The sequence below is a fragment of the Halarchaeum sp. CBA1220 genome (assembly GCF_003721175.2).
Taxonomy (GTDB): domain Archaea; phylum Halobacteriota; class Halobacteria; order Halobacteriales; family Halobacteriaceae; genus Halarchaeum; species Halarchaeum grantii.
On the sequence record NZ_CP054707.1, the window covers coordinates 1,826,043 to 1,842,783 of the forward strand.

Sequence of the window (16,741 nt, forward strand, 5' to 3'; positions counted from 1 at the left end):
AAGCCCTACGGCACGCGCGCCCGAAGCACCGGCGTGACCACGACACGTCGCCGGAGGGGACGGTGAGCGTCCCCGACGCCCCGAGTCGCCCGCTCACGCACGTCTACGACGCCGCCTACGCGGGCGTGCCGAACTGGGACATCGGCCGCCCGCAGCGGCCGTTCGTCCACCTCGCCGAGGCCGGCCTCATCCGCGGGCCCGTCCTCGACGTCGGCTGTGGCACCGGCGAACTCGCGCTCTTCCTCGCCCGTCGCGGCCTCGACGTCCTCGGTATCGACCTCTCCGAGCGCGCCGTCGCACAGGCCCGCGAGAAGGCGCGCTGGCGCCGCGTCCCCGCGCAGTTCCTCGCGTGGGACGCCCTCCGCCTCCCCGCGCTCGCCGACGCGGGCTTCGCCTTCGAGACGGTCGTCGACTCCGCGATGTTCCACGTCCTCGGCGACGCCGAGCGCGACCGCTTCGTCGCCGGCCTCGAACGCGTCCTGCGCCCCGGCGGGTGGTACTTCCTCCTCGGGGACGCCCGCCGCGACCCGGCCTCGACCTACGGCGTCTCGCCCGCCGAACTCCGCGAGCGCTTCGAGCGCCGGCGCAACGGCTGGACGGTCGAGTTCGTCGCCGAAACGGCGTTCGAGCGCCGGTGGAGTCGGAACGCCGCGTACGTCGCGGGCGTCCGGCGTCAGCCTGCGTAGGCGTCGAACTCGACGCCGCGAAGCGCGTAGTAGACGACGCCGCAGACACCGACGGCGGACGCGAGCGTGAACGCGAGCACCGGGTCGCCCGCGTAGATGGCGCCGCCGAGCGCCGCGCTCGGGATGCCGATGACGTTCCGGACGAGGTAGTACGAGCCGGTGACGCGCCCGCCCTCGTCCGCCGCGGCGGGCCCGACGATCATCGCCTTGTGCGCGGGGAGACCCGCGAAGCGCAGGCCCGAGAACGCGAAGAGCGCGACGAGCACCCACGCGTCGGCGGGCGCGTTGATCAGCATGACGGGGAAGAGCGCGTAGACGGCAAAACCGAGCGTGATGACGGGCTTGAGGCCGACGCGCTCGGCGAGTCTGGACACCGGGAGCATCGCGACGAGCGCCACCAGCATCTCGACGCCGAGGAGCACGCCGAAGAACGCCGCCGGGGAGAGCGAGACACCGAGCGCGCGAACCCCGACGTCGAGGTGCTCGGTGACGACGACGACGAAGAAGACGTACGCCATGCCGTTCGCGAACCGGACGAGGACGTCCGCGACGAGGAGCGGCCGGAGTTCGGCGGGGAGCGCGCGGAGGTCCGCGAGCACCTGCCCCACCCCCTCGAAGGGCTTCCCGATGCTGTCGCCGCTCGCGTCGTAGTAGACGTGCTGGACGAGCGTCCCGACGACGGCGACGGCGACGGCGACGGCGAGCACCCACTGGAACCCCGTCTCGAAGTCGACGGCGAACGCGAGCAGGCCGGCGGCGAGCAGCGGGCCGAGGAGGAAGCCGACGCGCCGGAACGTCTCCGTGCTCGCGAACCCCGCCGCGAGCTCGCCGGGCGCGGTGCGCTGTTTCACGACGGCGAACGTCGCGCCGAGCCCGAAGGACTTCCACGCCTGCGTCAGGAGGAGGCCGACGAACAGCCACGTCCACACCGGGAGCGCGAGCGCGCCGAGCGAGAGCGGCCCGAGCGCCGGCGCGAGCAACCAGAGGAGGAAGCCGAGCGCGGAGCAGACGCCGAAGGCGGTGAGCGCGCGCCGCGAGCCGAGGCGGTCGGAGAGCGCGCCGCCCGGATACGGGTAGAGCGCGCCGATGAGGTTGCCGAGGCTCCCGTAGAGCCCGATGACGCCCGCGCCCGCGCCGAGCACGCGGAGGTACTCGGGGACGTAGCGGCCCGTCATCTGGAACGCGAGGCTGAACGCGAACATCGCCACGGAGAGCACGAGCACGTCGCGCGGGAGCGACGCCACCTGTCTGAACGGTTCGAGCGGGTCGACGCGCTCCTCGTCGGGCATTGGGCGTAGCCTCGTCGGCGTCCACCAAGAGCGTTTCCCGCCCACCGGTCGACGGCCGACGCGCCCGCCCGGACGCGGCGACGCGGGGGGAACGTTTACGCGGGCGGCGCGAGTCCACACGGACGACATGACGGACCTCGAAGTTACCAGCGTCTCGGAGGCCGGCTACGTCACGAAGTCCCGCGTCGGCGACTTCCAACTCACCGTCGACGCCACCGACGAGGCCGGCCCGAACCCGAACGGCGTGCTCCTCGCGGACTACGCCTCCTGCTACGTCCCCGCGCTCCGCGTCGCCGCCAAACAGCGCGGCCACGACGACCTCGGGCGCGTCGAAATCGACGTCGAGGGCGACCTCGACGAGGACGACGACCTCGAAGCCATCCGCTTCCACGTCCGCGTCGAGGCCGCCATCGAGGACGACGACCTCGCCGAGATCACCGAGCGCGGAACGGAGATCTGCCACGTCCACTCCGCGCTCCGCGAGGGACTCCACGCCGAAATCACCTCCGAAGGCGACGCCGTCTGAGGGAAGCGGTCGCCGCAGGGCAAGAGACAAACCACCCACGGCCCTACCGTGGAGTATGGCAGACTGGAAGGACCGCGTCGTCGGCGAGCGTATGAGCATCGACGACGAGTTCGGTGAGCAAGTGGAGGCATCTTCGTTCTCGCGCCAGCAGTGGGGACTCATCATGACGGCGACCGAGTTCCACATCGAGCAGCCCGAGGACGCCGAGTCGGCGCGACTCGTCGCGGACACCGGGAAGCTCCCGCAGGTGATGAGCGAGATCGACAACGTGGAGAAACAGATGGCGTCGATGGGCGCGGGCGGCGCCGGCAGCACGTCCTCCGGCGAGGGGTTCCTCGGCGGCATCAAGCGCGCGCTCGGCTTCGGCGGTCGCGACGAGCGCTACGAGGAAGCAGAGGAACTCGTCCAGGAGTACGCCGACCAACTACAGGAACGACTCGAGGAGAACGAGCGGTGGCAGGAGGTCTGTCGCGTCGCCGCGAACGCCGAGGACTAGATTACTCGACGTCGCCGCCGTGGAAGATGGTGAGTTCCTCGGCCTCGTAGATGTCGATGAGCTCGTTGACGATCTCGTCGTAGGACTGGTCCTCCGTTCGGAGGTCGTCGAGGCGCTCGATGGTCGCCTCGTCGAAGTGGACTTTCGGCATACCCGTTCGGAGGCGTCCGAGGGTCATAAATCGCGGGGCCGCGCGACGACGACGGCGACGGCGCGCGGGCCGCCCGCGAAGCATTGATGCCCGTGGCCGCGCGAGCAGGCGTATGAGCGACGGGTTCAGTCTCGACCTGCGGAACGCCGAGGAGCAGATAGACGAGTGGGAGGCGGCGGACGGCGTCGAGGGCGTCGTCCTCGGCGTGCTCGACGGCGAGACGCCCGACGAGGAGTGGCTCGAGGAGCTCGCCGCCGGGAAGGTGCTCGTCCTCGCCGTCCACGGCGAACTGAACGAGCGCGCCGCCGGGTTCGCCGGCCCCGCGAAGGACGCGGGCGCGACGCTGATGCATTTCCGGGGATTCCTCGTCGCCGCGCCCGCCGGCGTCTCGCTCGACACCTCCCGGCTCTGAGCACGCCAGCGGAGCCGTAACTTTACTGTTCGTCGCCGCGACGTCGCGGACATGAACGAGAAGCGACTCGTCGTCGCCTGCTTCGGCGTCCTCGTCGCCGTCGTCCTCGGCGCCCTCGCCTACCAGTTCATCGCCCCGCTCACCGTCTCCGTCTTCCTCTACTACTCGACGCGGCGCTACCACAAGTCCCTCCGCCGCCTCCACCTCCCCTCGCGCGTGCGCGCCGTCGTCGTCCTCGCCTCGCTCGCCGTCCCGCTCGTCCTCCTCGTCAGCTACGCGGTCGTCCTCCTCGCCGTCGAGGCGCGCCACTTCGCCGCCCAGTACGCGCTCGTCGAACTCGCCTCGCGGAACCTCGCGTGGTTCGGCGGCGTCGAGAAGATCCCCGAGTTCACCCCGCACGGCCTCTACGCGGCGTATCAGGCCGGCGACCTCGACCCCTTCATCGAGTTCGCGTCCGCGCACGCGTCCTTCCTGACGTCGCTCGTCTCGAACTTCTTCCTCAACCTCTTCATCGTCATCATCGTCACCTACTACCTCCTCGTGGACGGCGACCGCATCCGCGCGTGGCTCCTGCGCTTCGACGACGACGCCATCCTCCGCGAGTACCTCGAAGCCGTCGACGAGGAGCTCGAGGCCGTCCTCTTCGGCAACCTCCTGAACGTCATCGCCATCGCGCTCATCGCCATCACGGCCTTCCAGGCGTACAACGCCGTCGCGCCCGCACCCGTCGACGTGCCGTACCCGACGCTCGTCGGCACGCTCACCGGAATCGCGAGCCTCGTCCCCGTCGTCGGCATGAAGATCGTCTACGTGCCCGCCGCGCTCGTCGCCGCGCTCCCCGTCCTCCTCGGCGGCGACACCTCGCTGCTCGTCTACGTCGCGGGCTTCCTCGCGGTCGCCGTCGTCGTCGTCGACACCGTCCCCGACCTCCTCCTGCGCCCCATCCTCAGCGGCGAGAACACCCACGTCGGCCTCCTGATGCTCGCGTACACCCTCGGGCCGGTCGTCCTCGGGTTCTACGGGCTCTTCTTCGCGCCCATCGCGCTCGTCGTCGGGTTGACGTTCGCGCACACCGCGCTCCCGCGCCTGCTCGGCGCGGACGCCGACCCCGAACCCGGCCTCGCGGCGAACCAGCGCCGCCTCGACGAGTTCTGAGGGTGCGCGCCGTCGCCGACGCCCCCGGGCCCCGGTTTCGCCCACTTTTTTGCGCTCGCCCACGAACCACCGGGTATGAGTGACGTAGCGGACGTTTCACGGCGGAAAGCGTGGCTGATGGCCATGCGACCGCACACGTTCCCCGCCGGCATCGCGCCCGTCGTCGTCGGCGTCGGCGTGGCGCTCGCCGAGGGCGTGTTCGCGCCCCTGCCGGCGCTCGCCGCGCTCGTCGGCGCGCTCCTGATCCAGATCGGCGCGAACTTCGCGAACGACTACTACGACGCGATGAAGGGCGCGGACACCGACGAGCGCGAGGGGTTCACGCGCGTCACGCAGGCCGGCCTCATCGACCCCGCGTCGGTGAAGCGCGCGATGTACCTCGCCTTCCTCGCGGCAATCGTCGTCGGCTGCTACCTCGTCTACGTCGGCGGCCTCCCCATCGTCGTCGTCGGCCTCGCGAGCATCGCCGCCGGCATCGCCTACACGGGCGGTCCCTTCCCCTTCGGCTACCACGGCCTCGGCGACGTCTTCGTCTTCCTGTTCTTCGGCGTCGTCGCCGTCGTCGGGACGGTGTACGTGCAGGCCGCCGCGTACGCGCCCGCGCTCCCGCTGACGCCGCCGCCGGGCACCGTCCCGCTCGTCGCCGTCGTCGCGTCCGTCGGCGTCGCCGCCATCTCCACGAACATCCTCGTCGTGAACAACCTCCGCGACGTCGACACCGACGAGAAGGCCGGCAAGCGCACGCTCGCCGTCCGCGTCGGGCGGACGTGGACGCGCGTCGAGTACGTCGCGCTCTACGCGCTCGCCTACGCCGTCCCCGTCTGGTTCCTCACGCGGCCGGGCTTCGGGCTCGTGGCGCTCCTCCCGCTCGCCTCGCTCCCGCTCGCCGCCACCGTGACGCGGACCGTGCTCCGCCACGACGACGCCGGCCACCTCGACCCCGCGCTCACGCGCACCGGCCAGACGCTCGCGCTCTACTCCGCGCTCCTCGCCGTCGGCCTCGCGCTGTGAGCGTGCGCGTCGACCCCTACGCCCTCGCTCTCGCCACGCCGCTCGCGACCGCGCACGGCACGATTGCGGAGCGCCGGGGCTTCCTCGTCACCGTCGAGCGCGACGGCGTTCGCGGGGTCGGCGAGGCCGCGCCGCTCCCCGACTGGACCGAGGACTACGACGCGTGTCGCGACGCGCTCCGCTCCCTCGACGGCGACGCGGCCCCCGCGAGCACGCTCGCCGCCCTCGAGGGCACGCCCGCCGCGCGCCACGCCGTCGCGCTCGCCACCCTCGACGCGGACGCCCGCGAGCGCGGCGTCCCGCTCTACCGCGCCCTCGACGGCGAGGGGGCCGTCGAGTCCGTGCCGGTGAACGCGACCGTCGGCGACGCCCCGCTGGAGGCGACGGCCGAACGCGTCCGCGAGGCCGTCGAGGCGGGCTTCGACTGCGTGAAAGTGAAGGTCGGCGCGCGCGCCCTCGACGCCGACGTCGCGCGCCTCCGCGCCGTCCGCGACGCCGCGCCCGACGTGACGCTGCGCGTCGACGCCAACGAGGCATGGACGCGGGCGGAGGGAGCGCGCGCCCTCGACGCCCTCGGCACCCTCGACGTCGCGCTCGTCGAACAACCGCTTGAGGCCGCCGACCTGGAGGGGCACGCGGCGCTGCGCGGGCGCGGTGTCGACGTCGCGCTCGACGAATCGGTCGCCGCGTGCGGCCTCGAGGCCGTCCTCGACGCCAGCGCCGCCGACGCCGTCGTCCTGAAGCCGATGGCGTGTGGCGGCCCCGACCGGGCGGTGGACGCCGGCCGCCAAGCACGCGACGCGGGCGTCGACCCCATCGTGACGACGACGTACGACGCCGTCCACGCGCGCACCGCCGCCGTCCACGCCGCCGCCGCGCTCGCGCCGCTCCCCGCGTGCGGTCTCGCCACCGCCGACGCGCTCGAAGCCGACCTCGCACCCGACCCCGCGCCCGTCGAGTCGGGACGCGTCCGCGTCCCACAGGGAAAGGGCAATGGCGTCCCCGCCCCTCCCCGAGAGTGATGCGCGACATCCTCGCCACGCGGGCGCGGGCGTCCCCGGACACCCCCGCGCTCGTCGACGACGGCCGCGGCCGCGAGTGGACGTACGCGGAGCTCGACGACGCCGTCGAGACGACCGCCGGCCGCCTCGCCGCACTCGGCGTCGAGCGGGGGGACCACGTCGGCGTCCTCATGGAGACGCGCCCCGCGTTCGTCCGCCTCGCGTTCGCCCTCCAGCGCCTCGGCGCGGTCCTCGTCCCGCTGAACGCCCGCCTCGCGCCCGCCGAACTGCGATTCCAGCGCGAGCGCAGCGACCTCCTCGTCCTCCTCTGCGACGCCGACACCGAAGCCGACGCCGTCGCCGCCGCCGGAGCGACGCCGGTCGCCACCGTCGACGACCCCGACGACCCGGCCGTCGCCGCCCTCGACGAACAGGACGAGGCGGCCGTGGACCCGGTCGAGTGGGGCCGCGACGACACGCTCGGGCTCATGTTCACCTCCGGCACCACCGGCGACCCGAAGCCCGTCCGACTCACCTTCGGGAACGTCGTCTCCGCCGCCACCACGAGCGCGTTCACCCTCGGCGTCCTCCCCGGTGACCGCTGGCTCCTCTGCCTCTCCATGTACCACATGGGCGGGCTTTCGATTCCGCTGCGCTGTGCGCTCTACGGGACGACGTGCGTCCTCCAGCGCGGCTTCGACGCCGACGACGCCCTCCGCGCGCTCGACGAGCACGACTGCGCGGGCGTCTCCGTCGTCCCGACGATGCTCCGGCGGATGGTCCGCGCCGAGCGCGACTTCCCGGACGTCCGCTTCGTCCTCTGCGGGGGCGCGCCGACGCCCGCCGAACTCGTCGCCGACTGCGAGCGCGCGGGCGTCCCCGTCCACCCCTCCTACGGGATGACCGAAGCCACCTCGCAGATCGCCACCGCGCGCCCGGACGAGGCGTTCGCGAACCCCGGGACGGTCGGCCGCCCCGTCTTCGGGACGACCGTCACCGTCGTCGACGACGCCGGCGACCCCGTTCCGGCCGGTGAGACGGGCGAACTCTGCGTGTCGGGGCCGACCATCACGCCCGGCTACTACGACGCGCCCGAGGCGAACGCCGACGCCTTCGGCCCGCGCGGCCTCCGCACGGGCGACGTGGGCTACCGCGACGGGGACGGGCGCCTCTACGTGCTGAACCGGCGCTCGGACCGCATCATCACGGGCGGCGAGAACGTCGACCCCGGGCGGGTCGCGGACGCGACGCGCGAGCATCCCGCCGTCGCGGACGTCGCCGTCGTCGGCCTCGCGGACGACGAGTGGGGCGAACGCGTCGCCGCGCTCGTCGTGCCCGAACCGGACGCCGACCTCTCGCGGGACGCCCTCGCGGCGCACTGGGCGGAGCGCCTCGCGGACTTCGAGCGCCCGCGCACCGTCGCCGTCGTCGACTCCCTCCCGCGCACGCCCTCGGGGACGGTGGACCGCGCCGCCGCCCGCGAGCGCGTCGCGCGCGCCGCCGAGGAGGAGTGAGCGATGTGCACGCTCGCCGTCGCGTGGCAGGTGTACGACGACGCGCCGGTCGTCGCCGCCGCGAACCGCGACGAAGCCCTCGGACGCCCCTCGACGCCGCCCGCCGTCACCGGCACCGACCCGCGCGTGCTCGCGCCGCGCGACGAGGAGGCCGGCGGCACGTGGACGGGCGTCACCGACGCGGGACTCTACGTCGGCGTCACGAACCGCTGGAGCGAGCTCGAAGGCGCGCGCTCGCGGGGGTTGCTCGTCGACGACGCCCTCCGCGCCGGCGACGCCGAGGCCGCACGCGAACGCGTCGAGCGCGAGGTCGAATCGCGTGCGTACGCCGGCTTCAACCTCGTGCTCGCGGACGCCGCGGACGCCTACCTGCTCCGGTGGGACGGCGCGCTCTCGGTCGAGGCGCTCGACCCCGGCGTGCACGTCGCCACGACGACGGGCGCGCCCGACGCCGAGGGCCGCCGCGAGCGAGTGCGCGACGCGCTCACGACGCGTCGTCCCCGGAGCGCGGCGGGGTTCCGCGGGCGCGCGAAGCGCGTGCTCGGCGACCACGACCGGCGCGTCTGCCTCCACGGCCACGGCTACGGCACGCGCTCCTCGAGCGTCGTCACCGTCGGCGCGCGCGGCGTCCGCTACGCGTTCGCGGACGGCCCGCCGTGTCGGACGCCCTATCGGGACGCCGGCGGGTTCGCGCGCGGACTAATGGGGCGGTCCGGCGACCCCGGCACCGCCCGCGACGGTCAGCTTTAAACCGCTCGCGGCCGCCCTACCGTGTATGAGCGCCGAATCAGGGGACCTCTCCGAGGACGAGGAGCGCGCACTCGAGTTGGTCCGCGAGCAGGGGAGCATCTACCAGAGCGAGTTCTGGAAGGAACTCGACGTCTCCTCGCGCAAGGGGAGCCGCATCGCGAAGAAGCTCGCCGAGAAGGGCCTCGTGGAGCGCGAGGACGCCGTCCACAACGGCAACACCACCTACCTCATCAAGCCCGTCATCAAGGAGGAGGACCTCGACTTCTCGCTGCTGATGGCCGGCGACATGCTCTCGCCGTTCGTCGGCGAGGAGGAGGTCGACGCGCGCAGCGACGCCTTCTCGCAGTGGATCATGAACCTCGTCTACGAGGACCCCGTTGTCCCCGAGTCCGAACCCGAACCCGAGCCCGAGCAGTAACGACACGAGACGCCCGTCTTCTCCGCCGTCCGCTTCGAGCGAAGAGCTATCGCTCTCGGGCGCCTACGGGCCGCAATGAGTACGGTATCGTCGGTCCTCGGCGGGTTCGCGTGGCCGGTCGGGCTCGCGGTCCTCGTCGGCGGGTCCTTTCTCGCGGCGGCGCTGGTGAGCGAACTCGGGTTGCGCGCGGCGCGACGGGTCGCGGCGGGGACGCGCTTCGCGTTCGACGACGCGCTCGTCGCCGAGTTGCGTCTCCCGCTCCCAGCGACGGTGGCGGTGACGGGCGCGTACGTCGCGCCGGACGTCCTCGCGATACCCGCCGCGGTCGCCTACTACCTCCACGGCGGCGCGCTCACCGTCGCGGTGGCGGTGTGGGCGTACGCGGTCGCCCGCCTCGCGACGCGCGCCCTCCGCGCGTACGACGACGCGAGCGACGGCACGACGGGGTTCGCGCCGATCTTCCAGAACCTCCTCTCGTTCGCGGCGGTCGCCGCCGCGGGCGCCGCGATACTCCACGTCTGGGGCATCGCCATCACGCCCCTCCTCGCCTCGGCGGGCATCGCCGGCATCGCCGTCGGGTTCGCGGCGAAGGACACCGTCGCGAACTTCTTCGGGAGCATCGCGCTCTACGTCGACGACACCTACAAGGTGGGCGATTACGTCGTCCTCGACTCCGGCGTCTCGGGCACCGTCCTCGACATCACGATCCGCTCGACGCGCCTCCTCACCCGCGACAACGTCGTCGTCACCGTCCCGAACGCGGTCCTCAACTCCGCGCAGATAATCAATCACTCCGCGCCCGTCGCGAAGACGCGCGTGAAGGTCCCCGTCGGCGTCGCGTACGGGAGCGACCTCGACACCGTCGAGGGCTGCCTGCTCGCCGCCGCCGACGCCGTCAACGACGTCGCCGCGAACCCCTCCCCGCGAGTGCGCTTCCGGGGCTTCGGCGACTCCGGCCTCGACTACGAGCTGCTCGTCTGGGTGCGCCACCCGCTCCACGACGCGAAGACCGTCCACGCGCTCAACCGCGAGGTGTACGCGCGCTTCGCGGACGCGGGCGTCGAGATACCCTACCCCCAGCGCGTCCTCCACGTCGCGGGCGACGCCGAGGGCGGCCTCACGGCCGACTCCGTGGTGGACGCCGACGCTGAGGCCGACGCGGAGCGACCGGGCGCGGCCTGAGAAACTGGTGGGGGACGCGCGTCAGCCGAGGAGCGCGGCGGCGTCGATGATCCGCTCCTCGCCGAACTTCGGGCCGACGAGCTGGAGGCCGACCGGGAGCCCGTCGACGTCGCCGGCGGGGACGCTGATGGCGGGGAGGTTCGCGAGGTTCACGGGGACGGTGTTGGCGTCCATGAGGTACATCTGCAGGGGGTCCTCGACGCTCTCGCCGAGTTTCGGCGGGAGGACGGGCATCGTCGGCGATGCGAGGACGTCCACGGACTCGAAGGCCTCCTCGAAGTCCTGCCGGACCCACGCGCGGGCCTCCTGAGCCTGCTTGTAGTACTTGTCGTGGTAGCCCGCCGAGAGCGCGTAGGTGCCCAAGAGGATGCGGCGCTTCACCTCGTCGCCGAGGTTCTCGGCGCGCGTCTCGGCGAACGACTCGTTCCAGTTGCCCTCGAAGCCGCCGGACTCGCCGTAGCGCACGCCGTCGAAGCGCGCGAGGTTTGAGGACGCCTCGCTCATCGCGATGACGTAGTAGGCGGCGACGCCGTACTCGACGGAGGGGAGGCTGACCGACTCGACCTCGGCGCCGGCGTCGCGGTAGGCGTCAAGGGCGTCCTCGAAGGTGGCTTTCACGTCCTCGTCGGCGCCCTCGACGAGCTCGGTGGGGACGCCGATTGTGAGGCCGTCGACGTCGCCGTTCGCGGCGCTCGCGTAGTCGCTGTCGGCGCCGGCGTCGTGCGTGGTGGCGTCGTGCTCGTCGGGGCCGGCGATGACGTCGAGGAGCGCGGCGGCGTCCTCGACGCTGTTCGCGAGCGGGCCGATCTGCTCGAGGCTGTTCGCGTACGCGACGAGGCCGTAGCGCGAGACGAGGCCGTAGGTGGGCTTGATGCCGACGACGCCGCAGAAGGCGGCGGGACAGCGCACCGACCCCCCGGTATCGCTGCCGAGCGCGAGGTCGGCTTCGCCGGCGGCGACGGCGGCGGCGGACCCGCCGGATGACCCGCCGGGGACGCGCTCGTCGTCGGCGGGGTTGGTGGTCGCGCCGAACGCCGACGTCTCGGTGGTGGTGCCCATCCCGAACTCGTCCATGTTCGCCTTCCCGACGATGGTCGCGCCGGCGTCCTTCAGCCGGGAGACGACGGTGGCGTCGTAGGGCGGGACGTAGTCGGCGAGCATGTCGGAGCCACAGGTGGTGGCGACGTCCTCCGTGGAGATGTTGTCCTTGACGGCGACCGTCCGGCCGTCGAGCGCGCCCTCGGACGCGCCCTCGATGGACGCCTCGGTGATGAAGGCGTTGTGCGCGCCCATCTACGACACCTTCGGGCCCTTGAAGAACCCGTCCTCGGTCTCGGGGGCGTTTTCGAGCGCCTCCTCCTGGTCGAGGCTCTCCTCGACGTCGTCGGGGCGCATGACGTTCACGAGCTCCGGCTCCGCCGCCACGTCCGGAACCTCCTCGAGGGCCTCAAAGTGCTCGAGGATGCCCGCGAACTGGTCGGCGAAGCGCTCGACTTCCTCCTCGTCGAGGTCGACGCGCGCGAGGTCGGCGACGTGCCGGACCTCCTCAGCGTCGACGGCCGAATCGCTCATACTCGACTCGTCGGTTCCGCGCTCGTCTAAGCGTTTCGGAACCCCGCGTCCGAGCCGTCACCGCGCGCGGCGGCGAGAGCGCCACACGAGGGCGAAAGCCGGCAGGACGCGCCTCGAACGGTCAACAGGCTTATCCGGTGTCCGCCCGATACGCTAGTGAATCGTCGTCTTCCCGGCAACGGGAACGGCAATGCGGCCTACGCCTCACACAGTATGAGTGACTCACGCACACGGGAGCGACGGCGGACGGAATCGGACGAACAGGAGCGCGAGCGGTCGAGCGAGGACGAACTCGTCTGCCCCGAGTGCGGCGGCGACCTCGTCAGCGACGAACAGCACGGGGAGACGGTCTGCTCGGAGTGCGGCCTCGTCGTCGAGGAGGACGACATCGACCGCGGTCCCGAGTGGCGGGCGTTCAACAGCCAGGAGAAGGACCAGAAATCGCGCGTCGGCGCCCCGACGACGAACATGATGCACGACAAGGGGCTCTCGACGAACATCGGCTGGCAGGACAAGGACGCCTACGGCAACTCCCTCTCGAGCCGCCAGCGCCAGAAGATGCAGCGCCTCCGCACCTGGAACGAGCGCTTCCGCACGCGGGACTCGAAGGAGCGGAACCTGAAGCAGGCGCTCGGCGAAATCGAGCGCATGAGCTCCGCCCTCGGCCTCCCGAAGAACGTCCGGGAGACGGCGTCCGTCATCTATCGGCGCGCCCTCGACGAGGACCTCCTCCCCGGGCGCTCCATCGAGGGCGTCGCCACCGCCGCACTCTACGCCGCCGCTCGGCAGGCGAACACGCCGCGCTCGCTCGATGAGGTGACGAACGTCTCGCGCGTCGACAAAGACGAGATCGCGCGCACCTACCGCTACGTCGTCCGCGAGCTCAAACTCGAAATCGCGCCCGCCGACCCGACGAGCTACGTCCCGCGCTTCGTCAGCGACCTCGACCTCGGCGACGAAGTCGAACGCCAGGCCCGCGACCTGCTCGAGGCCGCCAAGGAGAAGGGCATCTACTCCGGGAAGTCGCCGGTCGGCCTCGCCGCCGCCGCCGTCTACGCGGCCGGCCTCCTCACCAACGAGCGCGTGACGCAGAACCAGGTGAGCGAGGTGGCGAACATCAGCGAGGTGACCATCCGCAACCGCTATCACGAACTCCTGGAGGCCCAAGACGACGTTCCCGTCGAAGCCTGAGTTGTTTCTCCCGTTCGACTCCGACAGACGTTAGGCCCTCGTGCGTGCCCGCGTAGGTATGGAGACGACGCGACATTACACCGCCACCGCCTACATCGTCTGCGACGGGGCGACCGCGCTCCACGAACACGACCGCCTCGGCCTCTGGTTGCCGCCCGGCGGGCACGTCGAGCGCGACGAACTCCCGCATCGCGCCGCCGAGCGCGAGGTCCGCGAGGAGACCGGCCTCGAACCGACGCTCCTCCTCGCGGAACCCGAGGTCGAGACCGGGGTCGTGCGCTCGCTCCCGAAGCCCGCGCACTTCCTCCTCGAGGACATCCACGCCTACGAGGGCGGCGAGGTCGGCCACCAGCACGTCGACTTCGTCTACTTCGCCCGCGTGGACTCGCGCGACGTGACGCCGCAGGGCGACGAGCGCGACGCCGAACACTGGGAGTGGTTCACGCCGGCCGAGTTGGGCGAGGCGGACCTCGGCGATGAGGTCGTCCGCATCGGTCGGGAGGCCATCGCGGCCGTCGAGGGCGAGGCGTAGGGGGTCAGCCGCTGTTCGTCATGCCGCCGTCGACGACGAGCGACTCGCCGTTGACGTAGGAGGCCATGTCGCTCGCGAGGTAGAGGGCGGCGTCCGCCACGTCCTCGGGTTGCCCCCAGCGACGCGACGGGATCGTCTGGAGGTAGCCGTCGCCGGCGTCCGAGCCGATGATGGGGACGTCCTCGGTGGTCATCGCGGTGTCGATGAGACCGGGGTGGATGGCGTTCACGCGAATCCCCTCGGGGCCGAGCTCGGACGCGAGCGCGTACGTCATGAGGCGGACCGCGCCCTTCGTCGTGCAGTAGGTGACGAAGCTCGCGCTCCCCTCGAGACCGGCGACGCTCGACATGTTGACGATGCTCCCGCCGCCGTTCTCCAGTATCTTCTTCGCGGCGTACTGCGCGCCGAAGTAGACGCCCTTCACGTTCACCGCCATCATCCGGTCGAACTCGTCCTCGTCGACCTCGGTGAACTCCTGCTGGCGGAAGATGCCGGCGTTGTTCACCATCACGTCTACCCCGCCGTACGCGTCCGCCGCATCGACGGCCGTCTCGAGGTCGTCGAGGTTGGTGACGTCGCACTCGACGTACGTCGCGTCCACGCCGTAGTCGGTGGTGACGAGTTCGTGCGTCGGCGTGCCGCCCTCGCGGGGCGACTCGCGCAGGTCGGCGACGACGACGTCAGCGCCCTCGGCCGCGTACGCCTCCGCGATGGCGCGTCCGTTCCCGCTCGAACCGCCGGTGATGACCGCCGTCTCGCCGTCGAGTAGTGGTCCGGGCATGGCACGTGAACACACGGCAACCCATGCCGTAAGTGTTGCCGCGAAAGGGATTTGTCGCTCGCGTCCGTCACCGCAGGGCGCGCCTCAGAAGAACTCGCGCAGACGGTTCTTCACGCGGCGTTTCGCGCCGCCGGCGGCCTGCCGGAAGCTGATGCGCCACGGCGTCCGCTGGCCCTCGACGCTCGTCCGGCCGGCGCGAACCGCATCGAGGATGCTCTCGAGGTCGCGTTCGTCGGCGTCGACGCGCGTGACCGCTTGGCCGACCATCTCGGCGATGTGGGCGTCCGAGCCGGCGGTCATCGGGAGGCCGTGGTCGCGCGCGAACGTCTCGGCCTGCCGGTTCGCGCGCCCGGTGAGGAGCCGGGAGTTGTAGACTTCGATGGCGTCCGCGGACGCGAGCGTCTCGCGCGTGACGTTCGCGGCGACGCCGCTCCGGGACTCCTGGAAGGGGTGGGGGACGACGGCGATGCCGCCGGCGTCGCGGATCGCATCGAGCGTCTCCCCGAAGGGACGACCCGCCGGCACGGGCTCCTCGATGCCGAGCGCGAGGACGTGGCCGGCGGCGCTCGTCACCTCCATGCCCGGGATGCCGACGAGGCCGTAGTCGGGCGCGAGTTCGGCGGCGCGGGCGCTGGCGTCGTACTCGTCGTGGTCGGTCACGGCGAGCGCGTCCAGCCCGACGGCGGCGGCCTGCTCGAGGAGCATCTCGACCGGGTCGCGGCCGTCGTAGGAGAGCGACGAGTGGGAGTGGAGCTCGACCGACAGCACGGACGGCGCTTCGATACGCGGCGGCAAAAACACGCCGGTCTCGTCGCAACAATTACGGTATCCCGACACCTCCCGGGGGACATGCATCAACCCGTAGACAGGACTGGTCGGCGATGACGGACGCCGCCACGCCCTCGGCCGTCCTCGTCGACCTCCTCCTCAACCTCCAGTTGGTACTGAGTGCGGTCGCGTTCGTCCTCTCGCTGATCGCGTATCGCGGCTACGCGGGGACGCCGTGGGGGCGCGTCCTCGAGCCGATTCCGGTGCTCCTCGCGAGCATCCTCGTGACGACCGGCATCGAGGGCGCCGTCCCCGAAGCGACGTACCTCCTCGTGTCGGCGGTCTGCTGGACCGTCACGACGGGCGCCGTGGTGCTCTCGACGTACCGAATCACGACGCTTCGGCGGGGGGCGAGCCGATGACGCTCCTCGAAACCGCCACGCTCGCGGTGTTCGGGGTGCAGGTGGTCGCCGTGGTGGGGTGTGCGCTCGTGCTCGGCGCCGTCCTCGCGCGCTCCGCCGACACCCTCCTCTATCCGGAGGGCGTCCGGTGGCTCACCACGACGCTCGCCGCGCTCGCGCTCGGCGCCACGCTCGACCTCGCGCAGATGACCGACGCCTGGCGCCCGGGCGCGCTGGAGATCCTCGCGCAGTCCAGTTACGCGCTCGCCGCGACGCTCGCCGTCGGCGCGATGTGGTACTTCGCGCGGGACTTCGTCCGAACGGACGACCGATTCGAGCCGATGGGCGAGGCCGAGGACGACGCGGGAGGGTTCGAGGATGCCTGACGGACCGCCCATCGACCCGCCCGAATCGGGGTCGCAGGTGCTCGCCGCGCTCCCCCCGCACGGGCGGGCGCTCGCCCACCTCCCGGAGTCGGCGTTCGAGAACCTGCTCGTCGTGCAGACGAACGGGGCGCCGGGGCGAACGGAGAGCGCCGTCAGGGAGCGCGGCTACGACCCGCGACGCGTCGGCGTCATCCCCGTCACGGGCTCGGACGTCAGCTACGACGGCCCGCTCTGGGTCTCCGACCGCGTGCGCCCGAGCGACCTGACCGGACTCAGCATCCAGTTCTCGAACGCGCTCTCGTACGTCGACTCGGGCGGGTGGGTGGTCTTCGACGACCTCAGCACGCTCTCCATGTACACGGACGCGGAGCAGCTCTACCGGTTCGTCTCCACGCTCGTGAACGCGACCCGGGAGGCCGACGCGACCGGGCTCTACCGCGTGACGAACGGCGTGATGGACGACGCCGTTGCGGCGTCGATTCGCGGGACGATGGACGCCGCCGTCGAGCGCTGAGCGCG

22 protein-coding genes are annotated in these 16,741 nt (G+C 71.9%); 16 read left to right on the top strand and 6 right to left on the bottom strand.

The features are described from left to right. Positions 1-62 precede the first annotated feature (62 nt). Positions 63-686, top strand: a complete 624-nt coding sequence (locus EFA46_RS09690; RefSeq protein ID WP_123076294.1) for a class I SAM-dependent methyltransferase — start codon at positions 63-65, stop codon at positions 684-686. Here the strand turns inward: EFA46_RS09690 and EFA46_RS09695 are convergent. Beyond that, positions 674-1,975 carry an MFS transporter gene (locus tag EFA46_RS09695; RefSeq protein ID WP_123076292.1) on the bottom strand — a complete coding sequence of 434 codons (1,302 nt, stop codon included), beginning with the start codon at positions 1,973-1,975 and terminating at the stop codon, positions 674-676. The two genes, EFA46_RS09690 and EFA46_RS09695, sit on opposite strands and share 13 nt — an antisense overlap. A gap of 127 nt (positions 1,976-2,102) precedes the next feature. Here EFA46_RS09695 and EFA46_RS09700 point away from each other — a divergent pair, with 127 nt between their 5' ends. Then, entirely contained in the window at positions 2,103-2,501 is a 399-nt protein-coding gene (locus tag EFA46_RS09700) for an OsmC family protein (protein WP_123076290.1), read from the top strand. Positions 2,502-2,556: 55 nt separating this feature from the next. Then, entirely contained in the window at positions 2,557-2,997 is a 441-nt protein-coding gene (locus tag EFA46_RS09705) for a DUF5799 family protein (RefSeq protein ID WP_123076288.1), read from the top strand. A 1-nt stretch (position 2,998) separates the two neighbouring features. On the opposite strand, the gene EFA46_RS09710 is transcribed toward EFA46_RS09705, so the two are convergent. Next, positions 2,999-3,148: a hypothetical protein gene (locus EFA46_RS09710; protein ID WP_176969860.1), complete on the bottom strand. Its 150-nt coding sequence runs from the start codon at positions 3,146-3,148 to the stop codon at positions 2,999-3,001. Positions 3,149-3,260: 112 nt separating this feature from the next. Between EFA46_RS09710 and EFA46_RS09715 the strand changes: the two genes are divergently transcribed. The 8 genes from EFA46_RS09715 to EFA46_RS09750 all read left to right on the top strand — a co-directional run bounded on the left by EFA46_RS09715 (position 3,261) and on the right by EFA46_RS09750 (position 10,591). Continuing rightward, positions 3,261-3,560 carry a DUF5779 family protein gene (locus EFA46_RS09715; RefSeq protein WP_123076286.1) on the top strand — a complete coding sequence of 100 codons (300 nt, stop codon included), beginning with the start codon at positions 3,261-3,263 and terminating at the stop codon, positions 3,558-3,560. 51 nt (positions 3,561-3,611) lie between these two features. Further along, a complete protein-coding gene (locus EFA46_RS09720) occupies positions 3,612-4,715 on the top strand; it encodes an AI-2E family transporter (protein ID WP_123076284.1) in 1,104 nt (367 codons plus the stop codon). 75 nt (positions 4,716-4,790) lie between these two features. After that, a complete protein-coding gene (locus EFA46_RS09725) occupies positions 4,791-5,726 on the top strand; it encodes a 1,4-dihydroxy-2-naphthoate polyprenyltransferase (RefSeq protein ID WP_123076282.1) in 936 nt (311 codons plus the stop codon). After that, positions 5,723-6,748, top strand: a complete 1,026-nt coding sequence (locus EFA46_RS09730; RefSeq protein ID WP_370529246.1) for a mandelate racemase/muconate lactonizing enzyme family protein — start codon at positions 5,723-5,725, stop codon at positions 6,746-6,748. The genes EFA46_RS09725 and EFA46_RS09730 overlap by 4 nt, the downstream gene beginning before the upstream one ends. After that, positions 6,748-8,241 carry a class I adenylate-forming enzyme family protein gene (locus tag EFA46_RS09735; protein ID WP_123076280.1) on the top strand — a complete coding sequence of 498 codons (1,494 nt, stop codon included), beginning with the start codon at positions 6,748-6,750 and terminating at the stop codon, positions 8,239-8,241. The genes EFA46_RS09730 and EFA46_RS09735 overlap by 1 nt, the downstream gene beginning before the upstream one ends. Before the next feature lie 3 nt (positions 8,242-8,244). Next, positions 8,245-8,991, top strand: coding sequence for an NRDE family protein (locus tag EFA46_RS09740; RefSeq protein WP_123076278.1), 747 nt, complete (start codon positions 8,245-8,247; stop codon positions 8,989-8,991). 25 nt (positions 8,992-9,016) lie between these two features. Continuing rightward, on the top strand, positions 9,017-9,409 hold the full coding sequence (locus tag EFA46_RS09745; protein WP_123076276.1) for a MarR family transcriptional regulator: 393 nt from the start codon (positions 9,017-9,019) through the stop codon (positions 9,407-9,409). A gap of 75 nt (positions 9,410-9,484) precedes the next feature. Next, the gene (locus tag EFA46_RS09750) at positions 9,485-10,591 is read left to right on the top strand and encodes a mechanosensitive ion channel family protein (RefSeq protein WP_123076274.1); all 1,107 of its coding nucleotides are present in this window, start codon (positions 9,485-9,487) and stop codon (positions 10,589-10,591) included. A 21-nt stretch (positions 10,592-10,612) separates the two neighbouring features. Here the strand turns inward: EFA46_RS09750 and gatA are convergent, their stop codons facing one another. Beyond that, entirely contained in the window at positions 10,613-11,884 is a 1,272-nt protein-coding gene (gene gatA, locus EFA46_RS09755) for an Asp-tRNA(Asn)/Glu-tRNA(Gln) amidotransferase subunit GatA (protein ID WP_123076272.1), read from the bottom strand. Then, entirely contained in the window at positions 11,885-12,163 is a 279-nt protein-coding gene (gene gatC / locus EFA46_RS09760) for an Asp-tRNA(Asn)/Glu-tRNA(Gln) amidotransferase subunit GatC (protein WP_123076270.1), read from the bottom strand. 213 nt (positions 12,164-12,376) lie between these two features. On the opposite strand from gatC, the gene EFA46_RS09765 reads away from it, so the two are divergent. Next, positions 12,377-13,354: a transcription initiation factor IIB family protein gene (locus EFA46_RS09765; protein WP_123076268.1), complete on the top strand. Its 978-nt coding sequence runs from the start codon at positions 12,377-12,379 to the stop codon at positions 13,352-13,354. Positions 13,355-13,412: 58 nt separating this feature from the next. Beyond that, on the top strand, positions 13,413-13,886 hold the full coding sequence (locus EFA46_RS09770) for an NUDIX hydrolase (RefSeq protein ID WP_123076266.1): 474 nt from the start codon (positions 13,413-13,415) through the stop codon (positions 13,884-13,886). 4 nt (positions 13,887-13,890) lie between these two features. On the opposite strand, the gene EFA46_RS09775 is transcribed toward EFA46_RS09770, so the two are convergent. Further along, entirely contained in the window at positions 13,891-14,667 is a 777-nt protein-coding gene (locus EFA46_RS09775) for an SDR family oxidoreductase (protein ID WP_123076264.1), read from the bottom strand. 84 nt (positions 14,668-14,751) lie between these two features. Then, positions 14,752-15,435: a PHP domain-containing protein gene (locus tag EFA46_RS09780; protein WP_123076262.1), complete on the bottom strand. Its 684-nt coding sequence runs from the start codon at positions 15,433-15,435 to the stop codon at positions 14,752-14,754. A gap of 113 nt (positions 15,436-15,548) precedes the next feature. Here EFA46_RS09780 and EFA46_RS09785 point away from each other — a divergent pair, with 113 nt between their 5' ends. Genes EFA46_RS09785 through EFA46_RS09795 form a run of 3 tightly spaced genes read left to right on the top strand, consistent with a single transcriptional unit; the run spans position 15,549 to position 16,736 of the window. Then, positions 15,549-15,857: a hypothetical protein gene (locus tag EFA46_RS09785; RefSeq protein WP_123076260.1), complete on the top strand. Its 309-nt coding sequence runs from the start codon at positions 15,549-15,551 to the stop codon at positions 15,855-15,857. Beyond that, on the top strand, positions 15,854-16,222 hold the full coding sequence (locus EFA46_RS09790) for a hypothetical protein (protein WP_123076258.1): 369 nt from the start codon (positions 15,854-15,856) through the stop codon (positions 16,220-16,222). The genes EFA46_RS09785 and EFA46_RS09790 overlap by 4 nt, the downstream gene beginning before the upstream one ends. Next, on the top strand, positions 16,215-16,736 hold the full coding sequence (locus EFA46_RS09795; RefSeq protein WP_148040660.1) for a hypothetical protein: 522 nt from the start codon (positions 16,215-16,217) through the stop codon (positions 16,734-16,736). Before EFA46_RS09790 ends, EFA46_RS09795 begins: the two co-directional genes overlap by 8 nt. Positions 16,737-16,741: the final 5 nt, after the last annotated feature.